At 69.8% G+C, this 24,997-nt stretch carries 34 protein-coding genes, 2 tRNA genes and 1 pseudogene; 1 reads left to right on the forward strand and 36 read right to left on the reverse strand.

Going from position 1 to position 24,997, the window contains the following annotated elements:
• Nucleotides 1-20: 20 nt before the first annotated feature.
• From PROKR_RS01880 to PROKR_RS37170, 3 genes are read right to left on the reverse strand one after another with little or no spacing between them, the layout of a single operon-like run.
• A complete protein-coding gene (locus PROKR_RS01880; protein ID WP_036959185.1) occupies nt 21-3,668 on the reverse strand; it encodes a carbohydrate binding domain-containing protein in 3,648 nt (1,215 codons plus the stop codon).
• Complete coding sequence (locus PROKR_RS01885) at nt 3,665-4,852, reverse strand: hypothetical protein (RefSeq protein ID WP_036959187.1); 1,188 nt, start codon at nt 4,850-4,852, stop codon at nt 3,665-3,667. The genes PROKR_RS01880 and PROKR_RS01885 overlap by 4 nt, the downstream gene beginning before the upstream one ends.
• Before the next feature lie 21 nt (nt 4,853-4,873).
• Nucleotides 4,874-5,548 (reverse strand): hypothetical protein, encoded by a 675-nt coding sequence (locus PROKR_RS37170; RefSeq protein WP_036959189.1) that lies wholly within the window; start codon nt 5,546-5,548, stop codon nt 4,874-4,876.
• 563 nt (nt 5,549-6,111) lie between these two features.
• Here PROKR_RS37170 and PROKR_RS37175 point away from each other — a divergent pair.
• A complete protein-coding gene (locus PROKR_RS37175) occupies nt 6,112-6,255 on the forward strand; it encodes a hypothetical protein (RefSeq protein WP_245605663.1) in 144 nt (47 codons plus the stop codon).
• 416 nt (nt 6,256-6,671) lie between these two features.
• Here PROKR_RS37175 and PROKR_RS38060 read toward each other — a convergent pair.
• The 33 genes and pseudogenes from PROKR_RS38060 to PROKR_RS02050 all read right to left on the reverse strand — a co-directional run.
• Nucleotides 6,672-7,130, reverse strand: a pseudogene (locus tag PROKR_RS38060) (DNRLRE domain-containing protein); the annotation flags it as partial.
• A 16-nt stretch (nt 7,131-7,146) separates the two neighbouring features.
• Entirely contained in the window at nt 7,147-10,428 is a 3,282-nt protein-coding gene (locus PROKR_RS30390) for a phage tail tape measure protein (RefSeq protein WP_051432592.1), read from the reverse strand.
• 11 nt (nt 10,429-10,439) lie between these two features.
• Nucleotides 10,440-10,862, reverse strand: a complete 423-nt coding sequence (locus PROKR_RS30395; RefSeq protein WP_051432593.1) for a hypothetical protein — start codon at nt 10,860-10,862, stop codon at nt 10,440-10,442.
• 4 nt (nt 10,863-10,866) lie between these two features.
• Nucleotides 10,867-11,130 (reverse strand): hypothetical protein, encoded by a 264-nt coding sequence (locus PROKR_RS01910; protein ID WP_036959130.1) that lies wholly within the window; start codon nt 11,128-11,130, stop codon nt 10,867-10,869.
• Between the two features lie 132 nt (nt 11,131-11,262).
• Entirely contained in the window at nt 11,263-11,841 is a 579-nt protein-coding gene (locus tag PROKR_RS01915; RefSeq protein ID WP_036959192.1) for a phage tail tube protein, read from the reverse strand.
• Nucleotides 11,838-12,032 (reverse strand): hypothetical protein, encoded by a 195-nt coding sequence (locus PROKR_RS01920; RefSeq protein ID WP_036959193.1) that lies wholly within the window; start codon nt 12,030-12,032, stop codon nt 11,838-11,840. The genes PROKR_RS01915 and PROKR_RS01920 overlap by 4 nt, the downstream gene beginning before the upstream one ends.
• Nucleotides 12,029-12,421, reverse strand: a complete 393-nt coding sequence (locus PROKR_RS30400) for a hypothetical protein (RefSeq protein ID WP_051432594.1) — start codon at nt 12,419-12,421, stop codon at nt 12,029-12,031. Before PROKR_RS30400 ends, PROKR_RS01920 begins: the two co-directional genes overlap by 4 nt.
• On the reverse strand, nt 12,418-12,669 hold the full coding sequence (locus PROKR_RS01930; protein WP_036959194.1) for a hypothetical protein: 252 nt from the start codon (nt 12,667-12,669) through the stop codon (nt 12,418-12,420). The genes PROKR_RS30400 and PROKR_RS01930 overlap by 4 nt, the downstream gene beginning before the upstream one ends.
• A gap of 3 nt (nt 12,670-12,672) precedes the next feature.
• Nucleotides 12,673-13,017 carry an early set domain-containing protein gene (locus PROKR_RS01935; RefSeq protein ID WP_036959196.1) on the reverse strand — a complete coding sequence of 115 codons (345 nt, stop codon included), beginning with the start codon at nt 13,015-13,017 and terminating at the stop codon, nt 12,673-12,675.
• Nucleotides 13,014-13,460, reverse strand: coding sequence for a hypothetical protein (locus PROKR_RS01940; protein ID WP_036959197.1), 447 nt, complete (start codon nt 13,458-13,460; stop codon nt 13,014-13,016). The genes PROKR_RS01935 and PROKR_RS01940 overlap by 4 nt, the downstream gene beginning before the upstream one ends.
• Nucleotides 13,461-13,519: 59 nt before the next feature.
• Nucleotides 13,520-13,741, reverse strand: coding sequence for a hypothetical protein (locus PROKR_RS01945; RefSeq protein WP_036959199.1), 222 nt, complete (start codon nt 13,739-13,741; stop codon nt 13,520-13,522).
• 3 nt (nt 13,742-13,744) lie between these two features.
• Nucleotides 13,745-14,641, reverse strand: a complete 897-nt coding sequence (locus tag PROKR_RS01950) for a phage major capsid protein (RefSeq protein WP_036959201.1) — start codon at nt 14,639-14,641, stop codon at nt 13,745-13,747.
• 61 nt (nt 14,642-14,702) lie between these two features.
• Entirely contained in the window at nt 14,703-15,200 is a 498-nt protein-coding gene (locus PROKR_RS30405) for a hypothetical protein (protein WP_051432595.1), read from the reverse strand.
• Between the two features lie 93 nt (nt 15,201-15,293).
• The gene (locus tag PROKR_RS30410; protein ID WP_051432596.1) at nt 15,294-15,986 is read right to left on the reverse strand and encodes a VG15 protein; all 693 of its coding nucleotides are present in this window, start codon (nt 15,984-15,986) and stop codon (nt 15,294-15,296) included.
• Nucleotides 15,976-17,397: a phage portal protein gene (locus PROKR_RS01965; protein WP_051432597.1), complete on the reverse strand. Its 1,422-nt coding sequence runs from the start codon at nt 17,395-17,397 to the stop codon at nt 15,976-15,978. Before PROKR_RS01965 ends, PROKR_RS30410 begins: the two co-directional genes overlap by 11 nt.
• Nucleotides 17,398-17,418: 21 nt before the next feature.
• Complete coding sequence (locus PROKR_RS01970; RefSeq protein ID WP_051432598.1) at nt 17,419-18,891, reverse strand: terminase large subunit; 1,473 nt, start codon at nt 18,889-18,891, stop codon at nt 17,419-17,421.
• A gap of 370 nt (nt 18,892-19,261) precedes the next feature.
• The gene (locus tag PROKR_RS38065) at nt 19,262-19,546 is read right to left on the reverse strand and encodes an HNH endonuclease (protein WP_157601814.1); all 285 of its coding nucleotides are present in this window, start codon (nt 19,544-19,546) and stop codon (nt 19,262-19,264) included.
• 566 nt (nt 19,547-20,112) lie between these two features.
• Nucleotides 20,113-20,186 (reverse strand) — tRNA-Asp (locus PROKR_RS01975).
• Nucleotides 20,187-20,285: 99 nt separating this feature from the next.
• Nucleotides 20,286-20,356: transfer RNA gene (locus PROKR_RS01980), tRNA-Glu, on the reverse strand.
• A 333-nt stretch (nt 20,357-20,689) separates the two neighbouring features.
• The gene (locus tag PROKR_RS01990) at nt 20,690-20,887 is read right to left on the reverse strand and encodes a hypothetical protein (RefSeq protein ID WP_036959205.1); all 198 of its coding nucleotides are present in this window, start codon (nt 20,885-20,887) and stop codon (nt 20,690-20,692) included.
• An 8-nt stretch (nt 20,888-20,895) separates the two neighbouring features.
• Nucleotides 20,896-21,231: a DUF7239 family protein gene (locus tag PROKR_RS01995; protein ID WP_036959207.1), complete on the reverse strand. Its 336-nt coding sequence runs from the start codon at nt 21,229-21,231 to the stop codon at nt 20,896-20,898.
• Nucleotides 21,228-21,572: a hypothetical protein gene (locus tag PROKR_RS02000; RefSeq protein WP_036959209.1), complete on the reverse strand. Its 345-nt coding sequence runs from the start codon at nt 21,570-21,572 to the stop codon at nt 21,228-21,230. Before PROKR_RS02000 ends, PROKR_RS01995 begins: the two co-directional genes overlap by 4 nt.
• Nucleotides 21,569-21,907 (reverse strand): DUF7246 family protein, encoded by a 339-nt coding sequence (locus PROKR_RS02005; RefSeq protein WP_036959210.1) that lies wholly within the window; start codon nt 21,905-21,907, stop codon nt 21,569-21,571. The genes PROKR_RS02000 and PROKR_RS02005 overlap by 4 nt, the downstream gene beginning before the upstream one ends.
• Before the next feature lie 194 nt (nt 21,908-22,101).
• Nucleotides 22,102-22,311, reverse strand: a complete 210-nt coding sequence (locus PROKR_RS02015) for a hypothetical protein (protein WP_036959212.1) — start codon at nt 22,309-22,311, stop codon at nt 22,102-22,104.
• Complete coding sequence (locus PROKR_RS32205; protein WP_157601824.1) at nt 22,304-22,450, reverse strand: hypothetical protein; 147 nt, start codon at nt 22,448-22,450, stop codon at nt 22,304-22,306. Before PROKR_RS32205 ends, PROKR_RS02015 begins: the two co-directional genes overlap by 8 nt.
• Nucleotides 22,447-22,683 (reverse strand): hypothetical protein, encoded by a 237-nt coding sequence (locus PROKR_RS02020; RefSeq protein ID WP_036959213.1) that lies wholly within the window; start codon nt 22,681-22,683, stop codon nt 22,447-22,449. The genes PROKR_RS32205 and PROKR_RS02020 overlap by 4 nt, the downstream gene beginning before the upstream one ends.
• Entirely contained in the window at nt 22,680-22,973 is a 294-nt protein-coding gene (locus tag PROKR_RS02025; protein WP_036959214.1) for a hypothetical protein, read from the reverse strand. Before PROKR_RS02025 ends, PROKR_RS02020 begins: the two co-directional genes overlap by 4 nt.
• Complete coding sequence (locus PROKR_RS02030) at nt 22,970-23,176, reverse strand: hypothetical protein (RefSeq protein WP_036959215.1); 207 nt, start codon at nt 23,174-23,176, stop codon at nt 22,970-22,972. Before PROKR_RS02030 ends, PROKR_RS02025 begins: the two co-directional genes overlap by 4 nt.
• The gene (locus tag PROKR_RS02035; protein ID WP_036959216.1) at nt 23,173-23,673 is read right to left on the reverse strand and encodes a hypothetical protein; all 501 of its coding nucleotides are present in this window, start codon (nt 23,671-23,673) and stop codon (nt 23,173-23,175) included. The genes PROKR_RS02030 and PROKR_RS02035 overlap by 4 nt, the downstream gene beginning before the upstream one ends.
• A complete protein-coding gene (locus tag PROKR_RS32210; RefSeq protein WP_157601825.1) occupies nt 23,666-23,806 on the reverse strand; it encodes a hypothetical protein in 141 nt (46 codons plus the stop codon). The genes PROKR_RS02035 and PROKR_RS32210 overlap by 8 nt, the downstream gene beginning before the upstream one ends.
• Nucleotides 23,799-24,092 (reverse strand): hypothetical protein, encoded by a 294-nt coding sequence (locus PROKR_RS02040; RefSeq protein ID WP_036959217.1) that lies wholly within the window; start codon nt 24,090-24,092, stop codon nt 23,799-23,801. Before PROKR_RS02040 ends, PROKR_RS32210 begins: the two co-directional genes overlap by 8 nt.
• Nucleotides 24,089-24,493 carry a hypothetical protein gene (locus PROKR_RS02045; RefSeq protein WP_036959218.1) on the reverse strand — a complete coding sequence of 135 codons (405 nt, stop codon included), beginning with the start codon at nt 24,491-24,493 and terminating at the stop codon, nt 24,089-24,091. The genes PROKR_RS02040 and PROKR_RS02045 overlap by 4 nt, the downstream gene beginning before the upstream one ends.
• Nucleotides 24,490-24,987: a hypothetical protein gene (locus tag PROKR_RS02050; protein ID WP_036959219.1), complete on the reverse strand. Its 498-nt coding sequence runs from the start codon at nt 24,985-24,987 to the stop codon at nt 24,490-24,492. Before PROKR_RS02050 ends, PROKR_RS02045 begins: the two co-directional genes overlap by 4 nt.
• Nucleotides 24,988-24,997: the final 10 nt, after the last annotated feature.

Below are 24,997 nucleotides of genomic sequence, written 5' to 3' on the forward strand. Positions count from 1 at the left end.
TGGGGTTGAGGTCAGTGGAGTCAGAGGAGGTAGTTGATGGACGACAACGAGACGTTGACGCTCGCCGAGGTGCTGTGCCCGTTCATCTGAATCCGCCCGTCGTCAAGTACGCGGAGACGGGCGGCGACGGCTGTGCCTACGTAGAGGAAGCCGTCGCGGTAGGTCCCCGCCTCCGGACGGGCGGCGACCGATGTCGGGATCTGCACGGGGAACGTGTTGCCCGATGTCCCGGAGGTCCCGGCGGCCGTCCCCTTGAAGTAGACGGCGTCCCCGATGCGGCGCACCAGGGGCGGGTTTCCCGCCTCTGCGGAGAACCCCGACAGGACCATCATTGCCACCCACCCGGTGTCGTACGCTGACGTAAACTTGCCCGTGGCGTCGAACTCCAGCGGCCCCCAGCGCCCCGACCCGTCGCCGCGGACCTCGAAGATCGACTTCGTTGAGTCCGACGGCATGGTCCGCGCCGAGCGCATACGCGCGGGCGTGGCGCCCGGGAAGTTGGACACCGACGGCGGGGCAGTGCCCGAGGTGACCAGGAGAGTTCCCCGGTCCCGGATCGCGCTGGTGTAGTTGACGGACTCCTGGAGCCACATCCCAGACCCGGAGGCAGGCGGTGCTGCTCCGGTCTTCCCGTAGATGCGGGAGATGTTCGGGTCGTCAGCGAGCCCCGTGTAGGGGACCTGTGCCGGTGTGATGCGCACCCACGACCGCTTCAGCGGCTGGAAGGTGCGGATACCGCCGATCACGGTCTCGTGCGTGCCGCCGGAGGTCTGGCCGTCGTAGAACGTCTGAGCCAGGTGCCACGTGTCGAGGGCCGAGTCGGTCCACGTCATCGCCGAGTGGCGGTAGGCGCGGTTGTCCAGCCCGAGCGTACGGAAGCGGGACGTGGTCGGGTCCCACCAGCCGGTGGCCTTCGACGATGGCGGGCTCCACGTCTCGGCGGGCTGGTGTACGCCGGACGCGTTGTAGACGCGGAAGGTCGACGTGCCGTTGTACGAGACGATGAAGCGCGCCGAGCCGAAGTCTGCGGCCGTCCGCATGAACGTCCAGGGGCTGTTGGTGAGCTGACCACCGACGGGCGTGCCGCTGGACACAACGGTCTCGGCGATCGTCGTCCCGCCTACGGGCGTGCTCGTGTCCATGCGGTAGAACCGGGGCCCGCCGCTGAACGACTCGACTACCCAGACGTTGTTGCCGTCCATGGCGAGCTGCGGCTCGCGGGACGTGTTCTGGCGGATGTACTGCCGGAACCGGTTGGTCTGCGTGTAGTCGTAGATGTACCACTCATCGTTACCCTCCCAGCGGAGCATGAACCGCCACTCGCCGTCAGTGCCCACGGCGCCAGACGTCACATGCCAGTCAGACGGGAGATCCCACAGGTCGTTGAACGTGCCGCTCAGGTTCATGTACCACACACGCGCGCCACCGGTCGGGACCCGCTGTATGAACGCGAAGGCGTTCCAGGCCGGCACGTAGCTGGCGCCGCTAATGAGCGAGGCGTCGAGCCCGAAGGTACCGAGGCTGCCCGTGCGAGGCGTGGTGTCCTGCGTGACGTTCTCCCAGAAGGAGCCCACCTGCGGGGCCGCCACGGGGGCGGCGATCTGCTCGGCGAGCGAGATGACTGAGTCCTTCGCGAACTCGTTCAGCGTCGAGTAGAACGAAGCGCCGCCGGTCACTGTCAGGCCGTCGGCCTGCACCTCGCCGCGGAAGTAGGCGTCCTCGGAGGGGTCGGTGGGCAGGTTGACGCGGGTCTCATCGGCGCTGTTGTAGAGCCGGAGACCGTTGGTATCCATCTCCACGCGCTGGCCGGCCTCCGCGGTAGTGATGCGGGAACCGAGGAGGAGCTCCCCGGCGAACGCCTCACCGGTGATAGAGCCGGCGCTGATCTGGTCGGCCGTCACAGAGTCGACGGCGAGCGCACGCGCGGTGATCGAGCCGTCGACCACGAGCGAGGCGTCAGCCATGGGTCGCATGCTGACGTCGGCGACCTCGAACACGGAACCCACGGCGCCCGACGTGTGGATCGAGACAGACAGCTTGTCGTACGTTGTCGGCACGGTGAGGGTGCCCGTTAGGGTCACCCACTCGCCGGCAACGGCGTCTGCGGCGTCGAGGTCCTCGGTCACGGTCGGCCAGAAGTTGGCCGAGCCTGCGCGGTAGAGTCCCGCGCGGATACGGAGAAGCCCGGCGGTGCCGGACACGAGACGAGCCCGCATCGTAAACCGGTAGCTCTGCCCGTGCTCAACAGTCGTACCGCTCGCGGTCAGCTTGTACGCGTCATTCGTCGTGCCCTGGTCGGCCAACAGCGGCGTCACCCGCAGGACGTTTGTCGTGACGGCGTCGGGGCCGTCGGTCACGCTGACGACCGTCGAGTTGCCGCCGCTCCACCCGGCCGGCGCGCCCGTGCCGATGCCGAAGTCGGGGTTGATGAGGAGGTTCTCTGTGCTGGCGATGAGGAGCTTGTCCAGCGTCATCGACTTCGCGGCGATGCGGGCAGCGGAGAGTGTGCCCGTAGTGACCTTCGCGGCGTCGAGCGTCGAGATGGTCGCGTTGGTGAGCGTCTGAGCGGCCCAGGTGTTGCCCGTGGGCGCGCCCGTGCCGACCGTGCACAGGTACTGCGCGGTGATCGTCGAGCCGGAGCGCACCCAGAAGATGTCGCCGGGGCGGCCGGGCGTGGTGGACGTCGGCGCCGCGCTGCCGTAGGTGATCGTGTTCTTACCGTCGGCCGTGAGCTGCGCGGCGTCCGCGTCGCTCTGGGCCTCGGCAATGGCGTCGGTGACGGCCTCGTCGATGGCGGCACTCGGGACCTGCGCGGGCATGCCCGAGGCCTCCGGCCCGAGGGCCGAGGCGAAGGTCTCGTCGACCGAGTCCTTCGCGATGAGGGCTACGTGGTAGGTCGTCCCGTAGGCGAGCGTGGTCTCGGGGGTGCCGAAGCTGCGCACGGTCATGGTGGTACCGGCCAGTTCGCCGGCGAGGGTCGCGGCGCTGGGGACTACGGGCGACGTCGCGGAGATGTGCACCTCGTAGACGACAGGGTTCGGGTGCACGACGCCGGCCCAGCGGAGCATGAGCGCGCCGAATCCGGGGGTGATCGTGGGGGCGCCCGGGGTGACGGGCTCCTCCGGCTCGGGGCCGCCCGACGGCGGGAGCGTCGAGGGGTCGATCACGGAGCCATCCATGACCGGGGCCTGCCCGATGATGTTCAGGACAACGAGCTCGTCGCCGCGGTACGCGAGCGCGACGGCCTCGCCGATGACGCCTGACTCGGGGTCGGGGTCGCGGATGCCCTCGGGGAGGTAGGGGATCAGGGCGTGGTCGACGGTCGCGACGAGCGAGTCGCCGGCCTGCTCGATGCCTTCGACGAGGATCTGCGCGAGCGTCTCGACGACGGGGGCCGACGTCGCGGCGTCCCAGACGTCAACGCGGGTGTCGATCTCCCACAGTGCGGCCGTGGGGGCGGCGAGGATGACCTCTCCCGACTCGTCGTCAGCGCTGGTGTACGTGACTACCTCGGCGCCGCCCAGGAGGAGGGCGCCGCCGTCCGGGTCGAAGTCGGCCGTGTCCTCGACGAGGAGCACGGTCGCTCCCGCGGGCGCCTCCTCGGCGAGCGTGCCGCCAAGGGGCACGGTGTTCACGGCGGCAACGCGCCCGGTGAGGTCGTACGTCATCGCTTGCCCCTTCGTCGAATGGTCTTCTTGCTGGGCGTGAGGCGCTTCAGGTAGCCGACCGGCATGGGCGGCGCACCGTTCGGCGCGAGCGGGATCGCGAACTTCCGGAGGCGGAACTTCAGCGTGAAGTCCGGCGTCTGGACGCTGACCATGTCGTCAGGGTCGAGATGCGGGACCGGGAGCGCGTCGAAGGAGACCTCCACGGCCTCGCGGATGCGCGATTCCAGGAGGCGTTCGGCGTACTCCTTCGCCGCGGCGTGGGAGCGGATCGAGGCGTTCTCCACCCGCTCGACCAGGTAGCGCGGCGCGCCTTCCCGGCCCATGCGGAACGGGGACAGGGGGTGGCTCCGCGGGGCGACGACGGTCGCCGATACGGCGCCCATCTTCCCGTTCGGCGGCTGCCCCTTGACGGAGATCGTGTTCTTGACGTCCGCCATCTGGTAGTTGATCGCGACTTCGCTAACGATGCTGCCGCCCGTGCCCGGCTTGAAGACGTACTTCACGGCCCGGGAGTGGTTCCGCATCACGAGGATGCCGGCGCCGTTGTAGAAGAGCTGTTTGTCGATCGAGCGGGACAGGCTCCGGGCGGCGGACCACACCTGAGCGAAGCGGTCCAGGGACCGGGCCTTCGGCAGGGTCAGGCGCTTGCCGTACGAGTTGCGGAAGTCCGGGATGGAGAAGCGGGTCTCGCCGGCGCGGCTGCTCATGAGCACGCGGATGGCGCCCACGACCGTCATCCCCTTGCGGAGCGTGATCGGGGTCCACACGGCGCCGAGAGCTAGTGCCTCCTTGCCCTGTGCTTCGACCGTGACCGTGACGCCCTCCCGGGACAGCCCGGTCACGGGGCCCGTGAAGACCGTCGCGAAGACGTACCGGTCGAGCTCCTCGACGTGCACGCCGTAGCGAACGCGGATCATCCGGTCGGCGTAGATGGCGCCGTCGTCGGGGCTGTCGGTGTCGAAGTTCAGGGAGTGGCTCGGGTCGAGGAAGGTCAGGGTCGCGGACCGCGTGACCTCGGCGTCGGCATCGACGTTCACCTGCCCGTCAAGGAGCGTGTGCGAGACGGACGACAGGACGCCGCCGTTCAGGGTCAGGACGTCAACGTCGATGCGCCGCGTGTGCGAGGAGCGGAGGGCCGCTTCGTACGCCCTCCGCTCCTCTGTGGTGAGCCCTAGAGTCATCATGTGGCGCGGGGCTCCTTACGGTCAGACGACGGCGTCGAAGGGGAGGTCCCCCACCTGCCAGAAGTCGAACGAGACGTTCTTGTAGACCTCGCCCGCGCGCGTCTTGGGCGACGGGGAGATCGTGATGTTGCCGACCAGCGCCTCGAAGGACATGTCGCCGGCGATGAGCTGAACCGTCTGGTACGGCCGCTCCTTGATGGCGTAGAGGTCGGCCTCCATGGCTCGGAAGGTCTTCCCGAAGCCCGCCATGAGCGCGCCAGAGAGAGACCCCTCCAGGCCGCGCATGCCGTTCACGATGCGCACGGGCTGCGTCGAGCCGATCGGCGTGTAGACGCTGGCGTCGTCCTCCATCGACCACGTGCCCTCGTCGTTGCCCATGAGCGTGACGTTGATGTCGCGGTCCCGGTCGATGAGCCAGATACCCTCCACGGGCACGGCGTAGTAGACGTCCGGGTTGGTCGCCGACGTGCGCCCGTTGACCACGGCGCGCACCTCGTAGCGGTGCGACCAGTTCGGCCGGGAGCCGTGCGAGCGGTAGCGGTAGGTCGTGCCGGAGACGTAGACGTCCTCGGCGTCGACCGTGCGGGAGATCCGGCCGTCGCGAAGGATCACGAACCGGTCCGGGGTCGTCGAGCGCTGCCACTCGATATCGACGGTCGGCGTCTGCCCGACCTGAGCGACGCTCAGTCCGGTCACGCCGCCTACTGCTACGTCGGTGTCGAGGTGGAAATCGGCCTGGGCCTGGGCGTAGGTGGGATCGACCGGGGGTCGCTTCGCGGTTCTGGGAGTCCCAGACCCGCACCTTGACGCGGTAGGTCCAGTCATCGAAGAGGTACCCGCTCGGGATCGTCAGCGACGTCTCCGAACTCTGGCGCTCCTTCGAGTCGTAGACCGGCCGCGAGAGGTCCGTTACGTGGTAGACGAGCACGCGGTAGCGGACCTGCGTCCCGCCCGTCACCGACCAGATGATCGGGGGCGAGCTGTCGTAGGCAGCGCCAGCGCCGAGGTTCGAGATCGTGACTGTCGGCTTGACTCGGCGGGTCATGGGGACGGGCTCGGACCATGTCGACCACAGGCCGGCGCCGTCCCGCGCCTGGACTCGCCAGTTGACCGTCTGGCCGTCGGACATGCCGGCCCATGCGGCGGAGCCGCCGACGAGCGACACGTTGTCGACGTAGTGCACCTCGCCGAGCGCTGCGGAGGAGAACTGCACCTCGGCACGCACCGTCGCGGCGCTGGCCGGAGCAACGGCGGTCACCGTGCGGGCGGCGAACGACGTGGTGTTGTTGCTGGCGGTGCCTGTGCTCGTCGTGACCTCGGCCCCTGCGGCGTTGAACCACCGCAAACGCACGAACGACGAGCGCACGGTCGACGCGGCGCGGACGACGGCGTCGACCGTGTAGGTCTGGCCGGGGACAACCGGGAAGAGGTCCGAGTAGGCGTACGCGTTGCCCGCCGCGACAGCCGTCACCGACAGTGCGCCCGGCCCGGTGTTGACCGGGGTAGTCACCCGGGCGAGCGTCGCGTTGTTCCCCGTCCAGCCCGTGGTGTTCGTCGAGAAGGAGGGGTTGGGGAGTCGCTGGGCGGCGATCTCGGCGAGGTCGACGTCAGACGACGTGGTGAGCACCTCGCCGGAGTCGTAGACCGGCGACGAGAAGCTCTCGGAGGTCGAGACCTGCACGCGCGCTGACGCGAGCTCCGTGTCGCCCGACACGTCCTCGTAGGCGAACGTCACATGCGGGAGCGCGAGAGACGTAGCCGCCTCGGACGGGCGGAGGTCTGTCGGCTGTGAGGGGTTGTCGGCCCAGGTGACCGTGAGGGTCGGGCCGTTGGCGGAGTTGAAGCCGTAGAACTGGTGGGTGGCCGTCGCGGTCGTGGCGATGCGCCAGCCGTAGTTCTGGAGCCCGCCGGCCCAGGCCTGGACGAAGCTCGTCACGTCGATCTGGACCGTGTCGCCGTCGGACAGGGAGCCGACGACCGCCGACCCCGCGGAGGGCCCGCCGGCCGGCATGTTGTTCCAGTTGAGCCGGGACGCCTTCCACGAGGCAGTTGCCCGGCGAGCACTGACGGTCCGGGTGCCCGTGGAGGACCCCCGGGCCGTCAGTGTGAGCGTGGCCGACGTGACCGTAGCGCCCGCGGGGACGGGGCTGCGGAGCCAGACGAACGCATTGGCGATGCCGTCGCGCACCTTCAGGGCAGGCTCGCGCGGGTGCGCCAGGTTGGGATACCCGGAGCTGGCCCAGGCATCGAACCCTGAGCGGACGGTCTGTGTGCTCAATGCGTCCTCCTAGTGGTCAGTTCATCCGGCGGGTGGTGCCGGCGAACTCGTTGGCGTCGTCGATGGCGTCCTCCGCGATCTCGCGGAAGTAGCCCGTGCCCTTCTCCCAGTTCGTGATGACGAGCTCGACACGGCGGCCGTCGGCCGTCCGGGTCTGCTGCCCCTGCCCGCGCTCGTAGCGCCGGGCCTCGGCGATCGAGGAGACGACGCCAGCCTTCAGCGCCTGGGACTCGGCCGGCGTGAGCACGGCCTCGGGCTTGCCGGTCAGGTTCAGACCGACGCCGCCGTTAGGCAGCCATCCGCCCTGGTCGAACAGGCCCGACCAGACGCCACCGTTCTTCATCGCCCAGTGGACGTGATCCCAGTGGTCGCCGCGGGTCGGCTCCCCGAACATGTAGTTCTGCCCGTTCCAGATCTGCCGCCCGTTGGCCGGGGAGTAGATCAGCTCGCGCGAGTTCGGGAAGTGCTTGGCGATCCAGTTGAAGATCGCCATCGAGGGCGTGACGTCGATCGCGCGGCCCTGGCCGTGGTAGGACGGGGTCCCTACGGCCGTGATCGCGCCGGGGCGGAATGCCGAGTTCAGCGAAGCGCCCGGGAAGGCGTTCTTCACGACGTTCCACTGCGCCTGCCAGCCCAGAGCGGGCCCGGCCGGCTTGCCGCCTCCGGCGAGGTCGGACCCTCCGGCCATGCTGCCGACGAGGCTCTTCGCCTTGTCGATCAGTGCGCCGACCGCCTTCTTCGGGAGCTGCGATGCGATCTTGCCGAGCGAGCCGCCGCCGACCCGTCCGAGGACGGAGGCGAGCGGCTTCGACAGAAGGTCGCCGAGCGCCCCGGCGGGGTCACCGAGGAACTTGCCGACGGACGAGGCGACGTTCTTCACGCCCTGCCACGCATCGCCGGCCCAGCCCCAGACGCCGCCATCCTTGAACGCCTGACCCTTGCGGGCACGAGCGTTCAGGGCAGCAACGCCGGCGGGACCGCCGACGGCCCGAGTGAACTCGGGTCGCATGATGGCCTCGCCGCCCGAGAGCGACAGCCGGCCGCCCGTGGGCGAGTAGAAGTCGTGGACGTCGCGACCCGGCGTGTAGCCGGGCAGGACGCCACCGGTCGCGTAGCCCTTGATCGGGTCGACAGGCGGGAGCGTCAGGTCGAGCCCGACAGCGTCGGCGATCTTGTCCCAGGTGGCCTTTATGCCCTTGGTGTAGACCGTCTCGATCACGAAGTTGATCGGAGCTGCCGTGGCGGCCTTGATGCCGTCCCACGCCTTGCCGATCACGGTCTTCGCCGCACGGAATGCGGCGCCGATCACGTCGAGCCCTCGCCGAAGCGGGGTGAACGCCTTGTCTCGAATCCATCCCCAGGCAGCGGAGGCCACCGTCTTGATGCCGTTCCACACGGGCCGGATGACCCGCTCGAACACGATCCGAAGGCCGAGGCCCATGATGCGGAAGCCGAGCGCGATGGGCGTGAAGACCCACCGGTCGAGCCAGTTCCACATAGCGGAGGCGCCACGCTTGATGGCGTCCCAGGTCGGCCGGATGACCGTCGCCCAGATGACGCGGAGGCCGAGGGCCATGATCGCGAAACCGCGACCGATCGGCTCGAAGACCTTCGCCCTCAGGGCGGCCCAGAGGCCGACGGCCACGGCGCGGATCACGCGGAAGAGCGGGGCGCCGGTCTTCGACCAGGCCCAGGAGGCGCCCTTCCACAGGAGCGCCCAGCCTGTCGCCCACGTCACGAAGATGACGCGGATGACGGTCCACGCGACGCGGATAGCGCCGGCGATGGCGTTGAAGACTGGCCGGATGACGTTCCCGTAGAGCCAGCGGGCGGCGATGGCGAGCGCGTCCCACGCCGTCTTCAGTGCGGGCCAGGCCGTACCTGTCCACCAGCCGACGACAGCGCCCATGGCGGCCTTGATGCCGCCCCAGACGGTCGTCACGATCGCCTGACCGGCCTTGGTCTTCGTGAAGAAGAACGCCAGGCCGGCGACGAGACCAGCGATGCCGACGATCAGGAGGCCGATGGGGTTCGCGGCGAGGGCTACGTTCCAGACCCAGGTAGCGGCGGCGATGGCCAGGATCACCCCGGCCATGACGCCGAGGCCGACGGCGAGCGGGCCGACGATGTCGAGGTTGTTCCCGACGACGTCGGCGAGCTTGGTCAGGCCGCCCGCGAGGGAGGACACGACGGGCGCGACGCCGATGCCGACCTTCAGGCGGAGGGTCTCCCACGCGCCGGACAGGCGCTCCAGCGCGCCGGCGGTGCCGCTCATGCGGGCCCTGGCGGCGTCCTCGGCGGCGCCCTGGTCCCTGGTCGCCTTGATGTACACGCCGAGGCCCTTCGCGCCCTCGGTCATGAGGACGGAGGCGGCGCGCGAGGCGTCCGACCCGAAGATCGTGTTGAGGGCCGTGGTGCGCTGGGCCTCGGAGAGTCCGCCGAGGCCGTCCTTCAGTTGCTGTGCTACCTCCGTCAGCGAGACAAAGTTGCCGTTGGCGTCGGTGAAGTCGAGGTTGGCGTCCTTCATAGCCGTGGCGGCCTTGGCCGTCTGCGGCACGAGCCGCGAGAGCATCGTCTTCAGCGAGGTACCGGCGTCGCTCCCCTTGATGCCGGCGTTGTCGAACGCCGCGAGAGCGCCGACCGTGTCGTTCAGGTTGAGGCCTGCGTTCACGGCGCCTGGGCCGACCTGGCTCAGGGCGTGGCCGAGGGACTCGACGGACGCGGTCGAGGCGTTCGCGCCGCCGGCGAGGGCGGCGGATACGACGTTCATCTGATCGCCGGAGAGCTTGAACGTGTTCAGCGCGTTCGAGGCGATCTCGGCAGCCGACGCGAGCGTCGTACCGCCTGCGGCGGCGAGCTGGAGTGTGCCCTCCAGTGCGCCGGCCTGGATCGTGGCGGCGCTCAGGCCGCCCTTGGCGAGCTCCTGCATGGCGTCGGCGGCCTCGTTAGCCGAGAACGACGTCGATGCGCCCAGGTCGAGGGCGAGCTTGTTCAGCTTCGCCATTTCCTTCTGCGGCGCGCCCAGGGTGGCAGCCGTGACGTTCATCGTCTGGGAGAACTTCTTCTCCAGGTTGACCGACGACGCGACGATGCCGCCGATCCCGGCGACGACGGCCAGCGCGGGCCCCCGGAGGCCATCCATGCCCTCGCCGAACCTCTTGCCGAACCGCCGACCGGCCCGCTTACCGGACCGGTCGGCTTCGTTCTCGCTCGCCCCGAGCGCTTGCTTCACGCCCGGGGCGATCTTGCTGGTCTCCGGCAGGATCGGGAGGTAGGCAACGGCTAGCTCAACGGCCACGTCGGGCCTCCTCACATGGTCCCGGCGAGCCACGCCTCCATCTCGTCGATGGAGACAGCGCCCTTGCCGTAGGTGGTGCTCTCCGGCTCGACGCCGGGGCGGGGAATGGGCTTGGGGTACTCGTGACGCCGGCCTCCGCCGCGCTGCCAGTTCGCGACCCTCAGGGCGTCAGCGACCTCGGCCAGGAGGAGCGCGTCGAGCGACCACTCGTGGTCGTCGGGGTGCGTCGCCCGGTAGAAGGCCGAGGTGCGGGGGAGGTGCCGGATCACGGCGTAGAGCTCGTGCCAGGCAAGGGCGTCGGTGCCCGCGTGACGAAGACGGAGCCCGAGGGCGATGAGGTCGGCCTCGATCGCCTCTCGGTGCTCGTCGTCGTCGAGCGTCTCCAGGAGGGCGTGCAGGTCGGCGAAGCCGAGCCCGTACACCGCCCGGATCACGCGGTCACTGAAACGCGGCGCTCAGCTCCCGCATGAGCTTCTTGCCGAACGCCTGGAACTCCTCGGAGGTCATCTCGTCGATGACCTCGACGACGTCCGCGCCGGCGACCTCCTCCAGGATCGTGAAGGTGAGGTCGAGCTCGTCGCGCCGGCGGTTGGCACGGAGCCACTTCGGCGAGCGGACGACGGAGAGGGACTTCTCGAAGGTGTAGGTCTCGCCGTTGTGGTCGAAGGAGAACAGGTCGGCGGTCTTGGTGGTGTCGCTCATGGCTGCTAGGCCCTTTCGTTCGTGGTGGTGCTAGGCCCAGGGGTGGAGCAAAGAAGAGCCCCTCCCGGAGCGGGCCTAGCGGGGGCTCCGGGAGGGGTAGCTAGAGGCGCGCAAGGGGCCTTGCGCGACAGGTCAGGCGGTCGGCTTGCCGTCGTCGATGTACTTCACGGCGTTGGCGTTGAGGTCCGTGTCACGGAACGCCTCGATGGTCACCGTGTAGCCGATGAGCTCGCCGTCGTTGTAGGTCACCTCGCCGACCTCGTTCACCTGGCCGTCCGGGACGTGGATGCGGATCTTCGCGTCGCCGTCCTTCATCTCGAAGACGAACGACTTGTGCGGGAGCACGTCGGCGTTGATCTTCACGGTCCGGAGGGTGCCGGCGGACGGGGTCGCGGCGGTCACGGTGACGTTGTCGTCGCCGTAGACGGCCTTCAGCACGTCGGTGTTCAGCGTCTCCAGGAAGGTGAAGCTGTACGAGACGGAGAAATCGGTCTGGAGGACCTTGACGATGTCACCGCCCCAGGCCTTGACCTTCTCGGTCGACCGGTCGGTCGTCTCGGTCAGGCCGTCCTCGCCGACGTAGCCGGCGCTGACGAAGGCAGCGTCGAGGGCGGTCGTGGCGTCGGTCGGGGCGGTGGCGCCGAGCGGGCCGATGCGGACGCCGCCGGTCGCGAGCGGCTTGCCCGCGACGATGTTCGCAGAGTTGCTCATGCTGCGGTCTCCTTCTGGGAGTCAGAGCCCGCGCGGCGTGTCCGTCGGGGGCGTTCGGGGGTAGGGGTTTCGGCCTCTTCGTCGGCCGGGGCCTCGTCGAGAAGCCAGCCCGCCGCGAGGTGCGACTCGACGCGCTCGTCGGCGACGTCGATCACGACGGGCGGGTAGATGTGCGGGTGGCGGACCTTCACAGAGGGACTCCTCGGGTCTGGAGCTGGGCCGTGAACTGGTAGCAGTCCTGCCCGCTCTCGGGGTCGGGGAAGTACTGGAGGCCGCCGACCTCGTTCACAGCGCTGACGTAGCCCTGAGGCGTGCTCGTCTGGGCGAGCGCGTACACATGGGCGTGCACGCGGCGGGCGAGCTCAGAGGCCGCGACGGAGTCGGGCCCCCACGCCTGGAACACGACCATCGGGCGGTCGGTGACCCGGTCTCGGCGGGGGCCCCCGACGCGGACCAGCTTCACGAAGGAGGCGGGACGCGCTGCGGGGACCTTCGTCACGACTTTGACGGGGGCGACGAGCGGCTTCAGGTAGGCGAGGAGAAGCGCCTCGACGTCCGGGAAGATGACGGCGTCGGTCATGAGCCTCCGCCCAGGGCCCGGAGGAGCGCGTGCTCCTTGGCCTCGCGCCGGATGCCGGCGTAGGTCTTGGTCACGACGTAGCCGCGCGAGCGGCTCTTGCCCGGCTCGACGTCGGCCGCATAGTCCTCGGGGTGGCCGGTCGCATCGACGATGCGGTCGACCTGCTCCTGAAGGGCTGCCTCGACCTCAGGGGATCGGCGGATCTCCTCGAAGGCCGGGAGGTTCCAGCGGATCTTGACTCGTGCCATGGGTCAGCCCTCCACACGCTTCAGGTTGAGGATGATCCCGGCGAAGCTGGGGCCCTTGAAGGGGTTGCGGGTGTAGTCGCCGGCCTCGCCCTCCTGCTCCCACTCCTCGCCGTCCACGACGTAGCGGTCGTGAGGGCCGAGGGCCGCGCCGGCGGGCACGAACACGGTCATGAGCGTCATGACGGCCATGCGGCCGGCCACGGGCTCGACATCGGCGAGGGACGCCGTCGGGGCGATGCCGTAGACCGAAAGGTCGACGGGTGCGGCCCAGGCGTCTACAGGGTTGCCGTGCGCGTCTTCCGCGCCGGGCTCGTAGACACGGTGCCCGATCGTGTACTTCGCCCTCATGGGCGGTACGTCATTCCGAGCTGGAACCAGTACGCCGGACCGGCCTCTTCGGGCCACTCGGGTGTCTGGTCGATGGTGAAGGCCCTGCCCTCGCGAGTGTTGCCGAGGTCGGCGCGGTCCTCGTCGGTGAGGTACATCTCGCCGGGCTGTGACCCGCCGAAGGTGCGGCCCTCGGTGAAGGCGCCGGCCCCTTCCTGTACCTGCCGGTAGCCCTCCGGGTTGCGGAGGAGCCGGATCACCATGCGGGCCGCGACCTTCTGGACGCGGAGCAGGGGGACTGCGGGCGGATCGGCGGCCAGCCGCTCGGGCAGGTCGGGGAACTCTCGGAGGATCGTGTCCTCTGCGTCTTCGAGTAGCCGGGTGAGCTGCTCGTCGGTCGCGGGGATGTCGCTTCCGAGCCACCGGTCGGTGACGTCGGCGGGCTCAGTCCAGATGAGCGCCATAGCGCCTCCTTCCGGGGACGGGAGAGGGAGCGACTCCGAAGAGCCGCTCCCTCAGGGGGTCACGGGGCGAGAACGCCGCGCGTGCGGAGCTTCGCGAGGAGCGCGTTGAAGTTCGTAACGAGCCCCGCGACGTCCGTCGCCGTGGAGTTGGCCTGAGCCGTGGCGGTGCCGGTCAGGACGTCGACCGAGTCGCCGTCCTCGTCCGTCAGAATCACGGTCGGCGCGAACTTGCCGGCCGTGGGCGTGTCGCCCTGGGCGACCTTGAACTGTCGGTCAGCCATGGGTCACGCGTCCGCGTCGGTGACCTTGACGAACTTGTCCAGGTCGCGGACGGCGAAGCCGAGGTGTGCGATCACGCGGAGCGCGAACATGTCCTGCTGGAACAGGTCCACGTAGTCGCGCTCGGCGCCGACGCCGGCGGTCCGGTCGATCGTGGCCTCGGTCGAGACCGCGACGGTGATGTCCTGGACCACGCCGTAGAAGGCGTTGCCGGCCCACTGACCGGCGTAGCCCAGCACGTTCGGGGTGCCGGCCTTGAACGCGTTGCGCGAGTAGGTCAGGTCCGAACCGAGGATGCTCGGCGTGTTCGGGCTCGTGGTGAGCGAGTTGCCCAGCAGCGGGTTGCCGTCGCCGTCGCGGGCCACCAGCAGGGTCTTGCGAGCCTGCGGGGCCAGGACGTAGCCGTCGGTCACGCCGCCGGCCTCGTAGACGGCCGAGTCGATCGCCACGGCGTCGCCGTAGGTGTCGGTGGTGCCCAGGCCCAGCGCGGAGGCGCCGGCGAGGGAGTCGAACGCGTTCGCCTCGGCGGTGGCGTGCAGGGCCTTCAGGTCGAAGGCGGTCGCCAGCGTCTTCGGCAGACGCTCGGAGAGCGCGGCGAAGAGGGCCGGGAGGTCGCGCTTGAACTCGTTCGAGAACAGCTCGATCAGGGCGACCTTGCGGGGCCGGATCGACTTGTTGCCGAACGAGGCCTCGCCAACCTTGATCTTCTCGGTCTCGCCGACCCACGAGGCGACGGGGTCACCGGTGATCAGCGGGACGTCGATGCCGACGCCGGGCAGGTCGATGCGCGTCGACTTCTGCATGACGACAGAGGCCTCCTGGGCGTCCTGCCAGATCTGCGAGGAGACCTCGGCCGGCAGGAGGATGCCCGAGGCATCCCGGGAGTGCGGAACAGCAGGCATGGGTTATGCCCTTTCATCTAGGGGGGATGCGAGAGTCACGGGAGGACCCTTGCGCGACAGGTCAGTTGAAGAGCCCGTCCAGCGCTTCGACGAAGGAGTCCTTCGCGCTGGGGGTGCCGCCCGTGGTCCGGCCCTGTGTCGGGGTCGGCTTGGGGGCGGGGGACTTGCGACCCGCGAGTCGTTCGGCCAGTGCTCGGAGGGTCTTCTCGTCGCCCTGGACACCGTCCAGGACAGTGACGTCCTCCTTGGAGAGCTCCAGGTCGACGGCGATCTTGTAGCGGATGAGCGCGGCCTCGGCCGTCTCGGCGCGCGTGACGGCGTCCGTCAGGGCCTGTGACCCTGCCGCCAGGTCGGCGGCTGCCTTCTCGGCGTCGGACATCGAAGATCGCTTCAGCTCGGCGAGCTCGGTCGCGGCCTTGGCGTTCGCCTTGGCCTTGTCCTCGTGCTTCCGGGCGTGGCCCTTCCACTCTTCGAGCTGGGCGGCCAGGTCCTCGGCGGTCGGGGCGGGGGCGGTGCCCTCGGCCGAAGCCTCGGTGCCAGTGTTCGCGGTGTCGCTCATGGTGTTTCGTCCTCCCGTGCGGGTGATCGGATCGCCCCGTGCGGGGCTGGGGTTACTGCGTCCCAGCCCGGCGGCTGGAAGATATGGGCGGCCTTAGTCCAGGCCGCGTAGGAACTCGCGCACTCGGGCGCGGTCTGCCTTGGTGGGGTTGCGCTTCGAGGCCATGTACTGAATGACCGACGCGGGCTCTCCGCCGCCCCATGAGGGTTCGGCGATGCAGTCGCAGTGGTCGTGCGAGGCGAAGCGCGCGGTGTCGGCGCTGTAGACGTTGCCGCGGCCGATGAGCATTCGGCAGAAGGCGCACGAGTCGCCGTTACCGACCCGACGCCATCCGACGGATTCCGGATCGCTCGCCGCGTTCGCCCTGACCGTGTCCCGTGCGGGAATCAGGGTGAGCCGGTTCGTGACGCCGGAGAGGTTCGTGAGGGCGGTCTCGACCGCTAGAGCGAGGTCGTCCTCGGCGGTCCAGAGCGGGCCGAGCGCCCAGCGGGTGGCGGCCTCCACCTGCTCGACCGGGACAAGTTCGTCAGGGAGTACGGCGCTGTACGGACGCCGCACGTCAGGGGACGAGTCTCGGAGCTCCTCGTAGAAGTCCGCCGCGTCCGCCGCGCCGATCTCTCCGTAGGTCTGCACGAGGTCGGGCAGGAAGGAGAGGAGGGCGTTTTGCGTCGCGGAGGGGTCGGAGGTGTCCAGCGTGCGCCAGAACGCCTCCAGGTCTGCCACGGTGAGCGTTACCAGGTCGGCCTGTGCCGATCGAAAGTCGGCCGTGACGGCGCTACTCGCCATCGCCGGTCACCTCGGGGGCTGCGGGGGTCTGCCCGGCCAGCCGTGCGGCTGTCGCGGCCTGGGCGATCCCGTCGCGGCGGGCCTTCGCGTCGGCGCGGCGCTTCTCGCTCTTCAGCGTGCGCTGTTCCGCCTGGCTCAGACCCATGCGGTCGTAGGTGACCGTGGAGTCCGCCGGCAGGACGCCGGCAGCGACGTACTTCGAGACCTCGTCGGCGGCAGCGGCCCGGGTGGGGGTTGCGGCGTCGCGCCACTTGGTGGTGACGTCGCCGTAGGCCTCGGGGATCGCGCCGTCGCGGATCAGGAGCGCCAGGGCCCCGACCTCGCGCCAGCCGCGGCCGAACGTGGCCTGTCGGCGCTCGGCCTTCTTGATGAGGCGCGCTTCGAGGGCCCGGATGGCGTCGGCCGACGGCGGGTTGGCCGTCGAGATGCCGAGGTAGGTCAGCGGGATAGCGGCCTCGGCCGAGACGAGCTCGGCGTAGCCGCGGATCATCTGGAGGTAGGGCGTCGGGGGCGCCGGCTCGAACTGGCCGACCTCGACCTTCGGGTCCTCAGGGTCGGCGTCGGGGTCCTTCGGGACCGCCAGAACGCGGCCCTGGACGGCGTCCCATCCGGACTTGGGCTGCCCGTCCGGTCCGCTGAACCACGACTCGGCCGCGTTCAGTAGGTAGCGCTGCGGGGCCTGGTAGAACCCGCGGTGCACCTTCATGCCGAGGAGCGACTCGACGGCCTCGTCCGTGTAGGAGCGGAGGGCCGGCGTGATCTCGGAGCGACCACCACGGCGCGAGCCGCGGGGTCGGTTGGGGAGCTGCACGACGCGAACGCGGTTCATGCCGTGCTCGTCGCGCTCGACCTCGGCCCAGCCCCAGCCGACGCGACGGACGCGGACGTCCGAGTTCGGCAGGAAGAGGGTCAGCTCCTTGACCTGGCCGTCCTCCTCGGCGTCCACGGCTACGGCCGAGGAGAGCCGGCGGAGGCGCCGGTCCCACTCGCCGGTCACGCGGTCCGAGGACTCGACCGTGATCAGTGCGTCGGGCTCGCCGACGTCGCCGCGGCCTACGATCGCGAAGCCGGAGCCCGTGATGAGTCCGTCAAGGTGCCCGGCGGACGCCTCGACGTCGAGGTCGTTCTCGGTGTAGAGGCGCTGGAGGCCGAACGGGTCGTTGCCGGACGGGTCCGTCCAGCCGAGGAAGTCGAGGCGCTCCTCCAGGACGTCTACCGCGGTGCCGGCGAAGCCGACGGCCAGCTTGACGGCCCGGTACTTCGGCGGGAGGTTCGCGAGACCGACGTCGGCGATCCGTTGCTTTGCCTCGTAGTAGTCGTTCTTGATCTTGTTGCGCCGGCGGAACCGTCCGAGCCGTTCGAGGTGGTAGTCGATCAGCTCGGCCTCTTCGCGAGGGAGGCGGGTAACCATGCGGGCCTCCTTCGGAGGGGTCTACGACATGACGACGACGCGACGGGGCGCGGACGACTCAGGTCGAGCGGGCTTCAGGGAGAGGCCGTACGCGGCGAAGGTCACGGCCACGAGCGGCGTAATGTCGGTGGCGGTGTCCTTGCGGTGCCAGGCCCAGGCGTCGCCGAGCGGGCGCTTCCGTGCGCTGGCGAGGGCCTCGTTCAGAACGGGCTGGTCAGGGTGGGAGAGGCGCTGGAGGGCGGGCAGGTCGTTGCCGTCCTTGTCCTTCTGCGGGACGCCCATGGCGAGGTCGTAGAACCCGCCGCATGCGGCGACGACGTCGCGGGTCGAGATGACCTGCACACGACGGACCCGGAGGCGCTTCAGATCGGGCAGGAGCGCGGCGCCGGCACCGCCCGAGTCCACGATCACGGCCTGGTGGGGCCACCGGTCGGTGAGCTCCTTCAGGCGTGGCGCGAGCCAGCCGGTTCCCTTGCGGTTCTCGATCGCCTGGACCATGACGCGGCCGTCGGCGAGCCATCCGGCGACACCGATCGAGGCGCGTCCGCGGTCCGGCGAGACGTCGATCGCGAACACGACACGGCCCTCGGGGTCGGACTCGCCGGCGAGGGCGGCCCAGGTGTCCTCCGGGATCACGGCGAGGGAGGCGAGGCCATCCCACATGCCGAGCCGCTCGCGCGAGAAGGTCTCCTCGTCCATCGAGAAGAACTCGTCGCGGATCGTGTCGATCGAGATACGACCGGGGCACGCCGGGTTGGCGCGGCGCCAGGTCGCCTCGTCGTCGATGGGGTCGTCCTTGTCGGCGGACCACTCGAAGTAGGCGAGGCGCTCGTCGATCTCCTTCAGCGCGACCTCACGGAGGCGGGTGAAGACCTCGCCGTTCATGGTCGGACTCGGCGGCGTGCCGAAGAGCCAGATCTGAGGGTTCGGGCGGGCGGAGATCGTCGGCAGGATCGCGGCGAAGGTGTCCTCGGAGAGCTCCTGTGCCTCGTCGAGGATCAGGAGGTCGGCGGAGAAGCCACGGCCCGAGTTCTTCGAGCGGGCGAAGAACTTGATCGTGCGGCCGTCGAAGGAGAGCGACTCCTGAGCGTTGGCCGTCTTGACGACGAGCCGCCCGGTCTGCTCTGCCTTCCGGAGCGCCGGGTGAGACCGGCACAGGGAGAGGATGCGGTCGAAGCCGTTCTTCGCCGTCTTGAACTCGTGTGCCGAGTGGACGAGGAGCTTCGCGTCGGGGAAGGCGCCGAGGAGGAAGCCCAGCTCGATCGCCTCGATGATGGCGCCTTTGCCGTTCTGGCGAGGGATCGAGCAAGCGACGCGGGGCGTCTTCCACATCCCGCCCATGGTCACGCTGAGGGCGTCGCGGAGTACCTCGATCTGCCAGTCGTCGAGCGTGAGCCCAACCGTCGCCGTGCGCTTCGCGATGTCGTCAGCGATCATCCCGCGGCGCGCGGGCGCCCACTTAAGACGCGGGGCCGAGGAGGTCGTCGAGTTCATCGTCGCCCTCCTTGTCCATCTCGGCGAGCTCGGCCAGGACCGCCTGAAGGCGGTTGGCAAGCGGGGCTTGGTCGCGGGGGGCTGTCGGTCTGGTCGAGCGCGTCCGCGAGGTAGTCGCGGAGGGCTTCGAGGGACGCGCGGTGGGAGCCGCCGGAGACGGCCGCGGAGAGGCTGGGGCGGCTCACAGGGCACTCCTCTAGGCGTATCTGAGGCTCACTCGGCCGAGGTGTAAAACCCCAGGTCAGAGGCCTAACTGTGGATGTGAGATCGTGGGGAGAGAAACGCCGTATGCCAAGAGACGACGTGCAGGCCACCCCGAGGGGTCATCCCCCAGGGGGCCGTATCGATGCCTGGGCGGGCCGTGAGCGGCCTACCAGCGTCGGGTGGTGGGGAGCCGCGTCTCGTGTCTGCCGTCGTTCCTGCGGCTGTTACAGCGCCTGTGAGCAGGCTTCAGCGGGCCCGTGATGTGCCCGCCGCGTGCCAGTGGCGTTACGTGGTCGGCAGTGAAGGCCATCGCGTCGAGGTGGTGCAAGGACCAGTCGAAGGGTTGACCGCACAGCCAACAAGGCGTGCCGTGCTTACGAGTGCGCGCCTTCAGGGCAGCGCGTGCGTTGCGGTACGACATGAGGTCGCGCCGAGGATCAGCGTTACCCATGTCAGCGCACCTGCTCAGGTGCGTGCGTGGGGCACAGTGCGACTACCTCGTCGGCGTCGTCCTTGCCTACGTACGGGGCAGGCATGCCACACACGGCCCTGCCCTGTGTGCGGGCCATGCACCTGTACCCGTCACGCCGGAGCACGCGGATACGCACTAGGGCGTCAGGCATGGCAGGCTCCCGGACATGGACTAGGTGAGTGAGGGCACACAAAAGCCCGACCCCTCGCCGTCATGGCGAAGGGCCGGGCTGTGGCTCCTGTAGTCCGCGCGAGGCTCCCGGCATGGGAACCGGGTAGTGGGCGGCGTCGCGCGGTGCACCCATTTGAGCATCCGGAGGAGAGGCTTGGGCGACGGCGCGCTCACAGGAGGGGCCGGCACCGGGCCTATAGGCATACGGTGTCGGCGTCATGCCTCGGGCGACGTGCTGGGCAGCGGTCGTTCCGAGGTCTTCGATGACCGGCCCGTGGCCGAGGCCAGAGGTGCCGGTAGATGAGGGTCCACTATCTCCCCGTGAACCAAGGGATTCGACTCCGGAGCGCATGACTTTGCTCCTCGGCCGGGCGCGCCTCGTACGGGACTTGAACCCGTGATCTCCCGCTCGACAGGCGGGCGTCCACTCCATCTGGACCGACAAGGCATGAGGCAGTAGGTGAGTTGCGTGATGCCTATCCCGCCTCCCGTCGCCCCGTCGGGCCACAGGTCCGGACTCGAACCGGAGACTCACGCACCTACCGCGTAGCACTACCGGGATTCGAACCCGGACCGGACGGTTGAGAACCGCCTAAGCTGCCGTTACTCCATAGCGCCCTGCCCCGTCGGATGACGGCTGACGAGGAAGCCGAGACGGAGAGGACCTCAGTGCGTCCGCTAGTTGGTGTGGCGCGACGCATCGTGAGCCCTGCTCCGTCTACAGAGGTAATCAGCCTGCGCACGTCTACACGTGTCCCATGCGGGCCTTCTTCTTCCGACAGCGGCCCGAGCACGTCACCTCATCGGCTCGGCCTGTGAGCGGGGCGCCGCACACGACGCAAGAGCCGTGTGAGGCGCGGCGGATGCGCCAGGCGAGACGCCGGCGGGCGGCCGCGGCGAGGGCCTCCGAGGAGGCGAACTCGTCCGCGTACCGCTCGGCGTGCGGCTCGATCACTCCGCCTCGCGGACGAGCACGGTGAACTTGCGCTCGTCGCTGCCGCCGTCTGAGAGCACGATCTCGACGAGACGCTCCTGTGAGCCTCCGCCGGCGTGCATGGCGCCGACGAAGTAGCCGAGGCCGTCGTGATACTCGCCGTCGAGCGAGTCGGCGATCAGGTCGGCGACCTCGGTCACGGTGGGCTCTGCCATGGTGCCTCCTAGTGCGTCGGGACGATCAGGCGGACGTGGTTCGACGCGAGCGGCTCGATGCGCACGCTCTGCGACGCCTGGAGTACGAGCGAGCCGTCGTAGGGGTCGACCTCGGCGATGACGTGCCGGTAGCCACCCAGCTTGAACTGAACCTGCTCGCCCTTCCGCGCCGCCAAGCGCGGGTGCTCGTCGTATGGGTTCGCCACGGCGACGGCGTCGTCGGGCATCTCCTTGTCGGCGTACTCCTCGAAGTCGGCGGCGAGGTCGTCGAGCTTGCTCCGGAGCCGTTCGAGCTCGGCCTGTACCCACTTCGGGAGCTTGGCCTCGCGGGGGTCGTTGGTCATGCGTTCACCTTTCCGGCGTCGTGGAGGATCTCGAAGGGGCCGAGGGCAGCGGCCGGACCGCCGTCGGCGGTGTCGACCCACTCGCCCGCGACGAGCGCGTAGATGGCGAAGGCCGTCCGGATCAGGCTCCCGTCGGTCGTCGGGAGGGCGGGCTTGTTCGCCTCCGCGAACGCCTGGAGGTCGGCAGCCAGCTCGGCGGCGGCAGCGGGCGTGAGGTAGGTAGCGCCGGTCGTGCCGGAGAGGCTGTAGACGGGCTCGCCCTTCTGGCGCCCGTCCGGGGCCTCCTCGAACGGCGTGCCGGTCAGCGCGTCGCCGTCCTTGTCGGTGTAGCTGAAGTTCATCTCGCGGCCTCTCTCTTCGCTCGGTTCTTCTCGTTGACGAGCCGCCGGGCTTCCTCGGGGCTCACGTACGTCTTCTTCGTGTGAACCCGCTTGATGCGCTCCGGCCGGAAGCTCCGGCACACGCGCACCTTGCGGGGCCCGCCGTGGCCGGTGACCCACTCGACGCCGGCGGGCGTGGTGACGTGCTCGACGAACCGGAAGCGGCCCGGCTCGCCGTAGACGCTGAACTCCGTGCCGGGGCCGATGTGGCGGCCCTTGGCGCTCGTGTGGGTCGTCGAGCGTGTCCAGTCGGCGGAGGGGTCGTGGTGGGGGACGGGGACGCGGCGCTTAGCCATAGGACTTCCCGCCGATCAGTAGGTAGCCCGCCGACGCGGGTCGCTCCCGGAGCAGTGCGAGGAGGCTCTCGCGCTGTAGGGGCGTGAGTGCGACACGGGAGTAGTCCGCTAGCGCGTCGGCCTGGCGGCGTATGCGGACCTCTCTCGCCCGACGCTCCCGGGCCTCCTTCGTGCGCAGGCGGTGCGCGGCGGGGTCAGCCATCGGCCACCACCGTCACTATCGCGAGCACAGCGAACGAGACGGCCCAGAGGACGGGCCACCACTCCTTGCACCATGCCCAGGCCCGGGCGAGGGCCCGGTCGGCAGCCTGCGCCTTGCGCCGCCAGCGGTAGGGCCTCGTGCGGCGGTGGGACTCCTTCAGGAGCCGCCGGAGCTCGGCGCGGTCCTCGTCGGCGCTACCCATGCTTGATCCGATCGAGGGCCCAGGCGACCCTGTAGGCCGTCCGGATGACGCCGTCGAGGAGGGCGGTCCTCAGGTCCGCGGCGAACCGGTCCCACGCCTCGCGGAGGTCGTCGAACTCGTCTGGGGGCTCGGCGGTCATCCCGTCACCGCCTTACGCAACGCCGCGAGCCGCTCCGCGCCGGAGTCGGTGGCGGGGACGAGGAGGATGTGCGGGCCATACCCGGCGACGACTCCGGACGGGGTGTCGATGCCGTCGTAGGTGACGTCCCCGGCGAGGACCCACTCGCGGGCTAGGTCCTTCACCCAGACGTCGCCGTCGCAGTCGGTCACGACGGACAGGGCGGGCAGTGCCTCCAGCTCTTCCGCGTTCATGCTTCCTCCCTCAGGTCTTCAGAACGGACGCCGGTCTCGGCCAGCCGCTCCGCCATCTCGGCGAGCTCCACCACGACGGCGGCGGGCTCCATGACTCCGAAGCTCGACCCGTCGGGCGAGCCAGCTTCGATGTGCGTCTCGGGCCGCGGCTCCGGCACGACGCGGGGCTGCCCCGGGCCGACGCCCGAGGGCGGGGCCGCGACGTCGACCTCCCACACGGCCGTGATGGCCGTGGGGCGGAGGTAGAGCGGCTTGCCGGAGCGGGCGGTGAGTTGGATGAACTCGATCACTGGCGGGCCCCCGCGTCGTGCAGGACGGTGAAGCCACCGTCGCGGATCAGCTCGACGGGCCACGGGCTGTCGAACTGGTTGAACCACTTCGCCGGGTGGTAGCCCTCGCCGAGGCGGCGGAGCTGTAGGGGCACGCTGCGGCCCCTGTCATGGCCCAGGATCATCGAGCCCGGCGTCCTCGGGAGGGTGTCTTCGTCGCTCACGGGCGGGCCTCCTTCAGCAGGGCGAGCACGCGGTCGGCGGCGAGCTCGGGGTCGACCTCGACGAGCACGCCGGACGCCAGGAACGGGTTCGGCGTGGTCTCGTTGCCGCCCTTGATCGCCTTCGCCAGCGCCTCGCGGGTCGGCAGGGCGGGCGGGGCGTCGGAGGTGAAGTCGGCGACCTCGTCCTCGGCGTGGGCGAACCAGCCGCCGATGAGGTGGTCGGAGACCCACGGGCGCTGTCGAGGGTCCCGGTCGTCCGGCTGCACGCGCATGACGCGAACGCCGGCCTTGCCGGAGACCGTCGCCGTGCCCGCCGTGCCCGGCTCGGGCCGGGCCGGCACCGGCACCTCGCGGCGGACGATGACACCGAAGCGGTCGTCGGGCACGCGCGAGACGACGTCGCCGGGCTGGAGGAGGCCCGTGTGGTCGACGTGGACCTCTTCGGTCGTGGTTTCGGGCTTGTGCGGCAGTACCTTGAACTTGCGGGGCTCAGCCATTGCTCTTCTCCTCACGGTTCCTGCGGGTCATGAGCTCGATCTCCAGGTCGACGACCGCCTTCTCGATCTCGGCGTCGGACGCCAGGAGGTAGCCGGGCGCGAGCGGGTCCTTGTTGGTCTCGGTGTCAGCCATGGGTGAGCTCCTTGCGGACGAGGTCGTCGATCCTGTCGGCGACGAGGTCGACGACGCTGTCGGCGAGGAACGCGTCGCCGATGTCGCGCGTGTCGTACGGGCGCCAGGCCGCGATCTCGTCGCGAAGCTCTTCGAGCACGGCCAGGCGAGCCGACGGCAGCACGGCGGCGAGGGCGTGGCGGGCGAGGTGGTCGGGGGACTCGGGCAGCTCCTGGCCGAAGGAGGCGGCGAGGATCTCGTCAGCCGCCTTCTCGACCAGCTCGGCCGGCACGTCTTCGGGCTTCACGTCGTTGCCTCCTTCTCGCGCGTGGCCAGCTCGAACCGCAGGTTCCGCAACGCGCTCTCGATGGCCTCGTCGGTCGCGAGGGTGTAGAAGTCGCCGAGCACCTTCACGGGCTCGGGGGCCAGGGCCTTCGGGAGGCCGTCGAACCACTCCGCCTCGGCGTCGACCGCGGCGGCCTGAGCCTCGGAGTAGATGGGCTCGTCCTCGACGGGTTCGAGGTCCTCCTCGGCCACGTGGTGGTAGAGCGGCTGGGGCACGAGCTTGTTCGGATGCTTGCCGTAGACGTACCAGACGCCGGACGTGGCCCGGCTCCGGAGGGTCACGACCACCCCGGGGGAGAAGGGGTGTCGCGGGTTCGAGTTGCCGACGATGCGCGCCTTACCGTTGGCGCGGAGCTCGCTCATGCCGCCTCCAGGTCGTCCGGGTGGACCCACTGGTGGAGCCCGTCCATGCGGCGCGTGCGCCACGCCTCGGGGTAGCGGTCAAGCACGGCTGCCGGCCCGAACGCGTCGAGGCCGTCGGAGTTGCCGGGCTCGGAGACCAGCTCGACGACTTCGCCGATCTTGTAGGCGTGCTCGGGGGAGCCGTTCCCGGTCACCCGCACCTTGTCGCCGACGGCGAATGGCTTCTCGTCACCGATGAACTCGGCGATCTCCTCGACCGGGGCCGGCGTGCCGTAGTGCTCGACGGTGGTCGTCGGGGCGGCGGTGACCTCCAGGCGGAGGCCCAACGTCGTCAGCACGGCGCGGACGTCGTTCGCCGGGACGGGCTCGCCGAGCTCGCGGAGGGCGGTCTTGAAGGCATAGATCGCGGCCTGAGCGGCGGTCACCGAGGCAATCGTCGGGTCGCTGTGCATGGGGATGACGGACACGGTCTTGTCGCTCTCGTGGACGCTCACGGGCGGCCTC

The organism is Promicromonospora kroppenstedtii DSM 19349 (genome assembly GCF_000515355.1).
GTDB classification, from domain to species: domain Bacteria; phylum Actinomycetota; class Actinomycetes; order Actinomycetales; family Cellulomonadaceae; genus Promicromonospora; species Promicromonospora kroppenstedtii.

What these genes read in the sequence shown, in the direction of transcription:
- PROKR_RS01880 (WP_036959185.1), bottom strand. Translation starts at nt 3,668, where the DNA reads ATGACGTACGACCTCACCGGGCGCGTTGCCGCCGTGAACACCGTGCCC.
- PROKR_RS01885 (WP_036959187.1), bottom strand. Translation starts at nt 4,852, where the DNA reads ATGATGACTCTAGGGCTCACCACAGAGGAGCGGAGGGCGTACGAAGCG.
- PROKR_RS01910 (WP_036959130.1), bottom strand. Translation starts at nt 11,130, where the DNA reads ATGAGCGACACCACCAAGACCGCCGACCTGTTCTCCTTCGACCACAAC.
- PROKR_RS01915 (WP_036959192.1), bottom strand. Translation starts at nt 11,841, where the DNA reads ATGAGCAACTCTGCGAACATCGTCGCGGGCAAGCCGCTCGCGACCGGC.
- PROKR_RS30400 (WP_051432594.1), bottom strand. Translation starts at nt 12,421, where the DNA reads ATGACCGACGCCGTCATCTTCCCGGACGTCGAGGCGCTTCTCCTCGCC.
- PROKR_RS01930 (WP_036959194.1), bottom strand. Translation starts at nt 12,669, where the DNA reads ATGGCACGAGTCAAGATCCGCTGGAACCTCCCGGCCTTCGAGGAGATC.
- PROKR_RS01935 (WP_036959196.1), bottom strand. Translation starts at nt 13,017, where the DNA reads ATGAGGGCGAAGTACACGATCGGGCACCGTGTCTACGAGCCCGGCGCG.
- PROKR_RS01940 (WP_036959197.1), bottom strand. Translation starts at nt 13,460, where the DNA reads ATGGCGCTCATCTGGACTGAGCCCGCCGACGTCACCGACCGGTGGCTC.
- PROKR_RS01945 (WP_036959199.1), bottom strand. Translation starts at nt 13,741, where the DNA reads ATGGCTGACCGACAGTTCAAGGTCGCCCAGGGCGACACGCCCACGGCC.
- PROKR_RS01950 (WP_036959201.1), bottom strand. Translation starts at nt 14,641, where the DNA reads ATGCCTGCTGTTCCGCACTCCCGGGATGCCTCGGGCATCCTCCTGCCG.
- PROKR_RS30405 (WP_051432595.1), bottom strand. Translation starts at nt 15,200, where the DNA reads ATGAGCGACACCGCGAACACTGGCACCGAGGCTTCGGCCGAGGGCACC.
- PROKR_RS30410 (WP_051432596.1), bottom strand. Translation starts at nt 15,986, where the DNA reads ATGGCGAGTAGCGCCGTCACGGCCGACTTTCGATCGGCACAGGCCGAC.
- PROKR_RS01965 (WP_051432597.1), bottom strand. Translation starts at nt 17,397, where the DNA reads ATGGTTACCCGCCTCCCTCGCGAAGAGGCCGAGCTGATCGACTACCAC.
- PROKR_RS01970 (WP_051432598.1), bottom strand. Translation starts at nt 18,891, where the DNA reads ATGAACTCGACGACCTCCTCGGCCCCGCGTCTTAAGTGGGCGCCCGCG.
- PROKR_RS38065 (WP_157601814.1), bottom strand. Translation starts at nt 19,546, where the DNA reads ATGGGTAACGCTGATCCTCGGCGCGACCTCATGTCGTACCGCAACGCA.
- PROKR_RS01990 (WP_036959205.1), bottom strand. Translation starts at nt 20,887, where the DNA reads ATGGCAGAGCCCACCGTGACCGAGGTCGCCGACCTGATCGCCGACTCG.
- PROKR_RS01995 (WP_036959207.1), bottom strand. Translation starts at nt 21,231, where the DNA reads ATGACCAACGACCCCCGCGAGGCCAAGCTCCCGAAGTGGGTACAGGCC.
- PROKR_RS02000 (WP_036959209.1), bottom strand. Translation starts at nt 21,572, where the DNA reads ATGAACTTCAGCTACACCGACAAGGACGGCGACGCGCTGACCGGCACG.
- PROKR_RS02005 (WP_036959210.1), bottom strand. Translation starts at nt 21,907, where the DNA reads ATGGCTAAGCGCCGCGTCCCCGTCCCCCACCACGACCCCTCCGCCGAC.
- PROKR_RS02015 (WP_036959212.1), bottom strand. Translation starts at nt 22,311, where the DNA reads ATGGGTAGCGCCGACGAGGACCGCGCCGAGCTCCGGCGGCTCCTGAAG.
- PROKR_RS32205 (WP_157601824.1), bottom strand. Translation starts at nt 22,450, where the DNA reads ATGACCGCCGAGCCCCCAGACGAGTTCGACGACCTCCGCGAGGCGTGG.
- PROKR_RS02020 (WP_036959213.1), bottom strand. Translation starts at nt 22,683, where the DNA reads ATGAACGCGGAAGAGCTGGAGGCACTGCCCGCCCTGTCCGTCGTGACC.
- PROKR_RS02035 (WP_036959216.1), bottom strand. Translation starts at nt 23,673, where the DNA reads ATGGCTGAGCCCCGCAAGTTCAAGGTACTGCCGCACAAGCCCGAAACC.
- PROKR_RS32210 (WP_157601825.1), bottom strand. Translation starts at nt 23,806, where the DNA reads ATGGCTGACACCGAGACCAACAAGGACCCGCTCGCGCCCGGCTACCTC.
- PROKR_RS02045 (WP_036959218.1), bottom strand. Translation starts at nt 24,493, where the DNA reads ATGAGCGAGCTCCGCGCCAACGGTAAGGCGCGCATCGTCGGCAACTCG.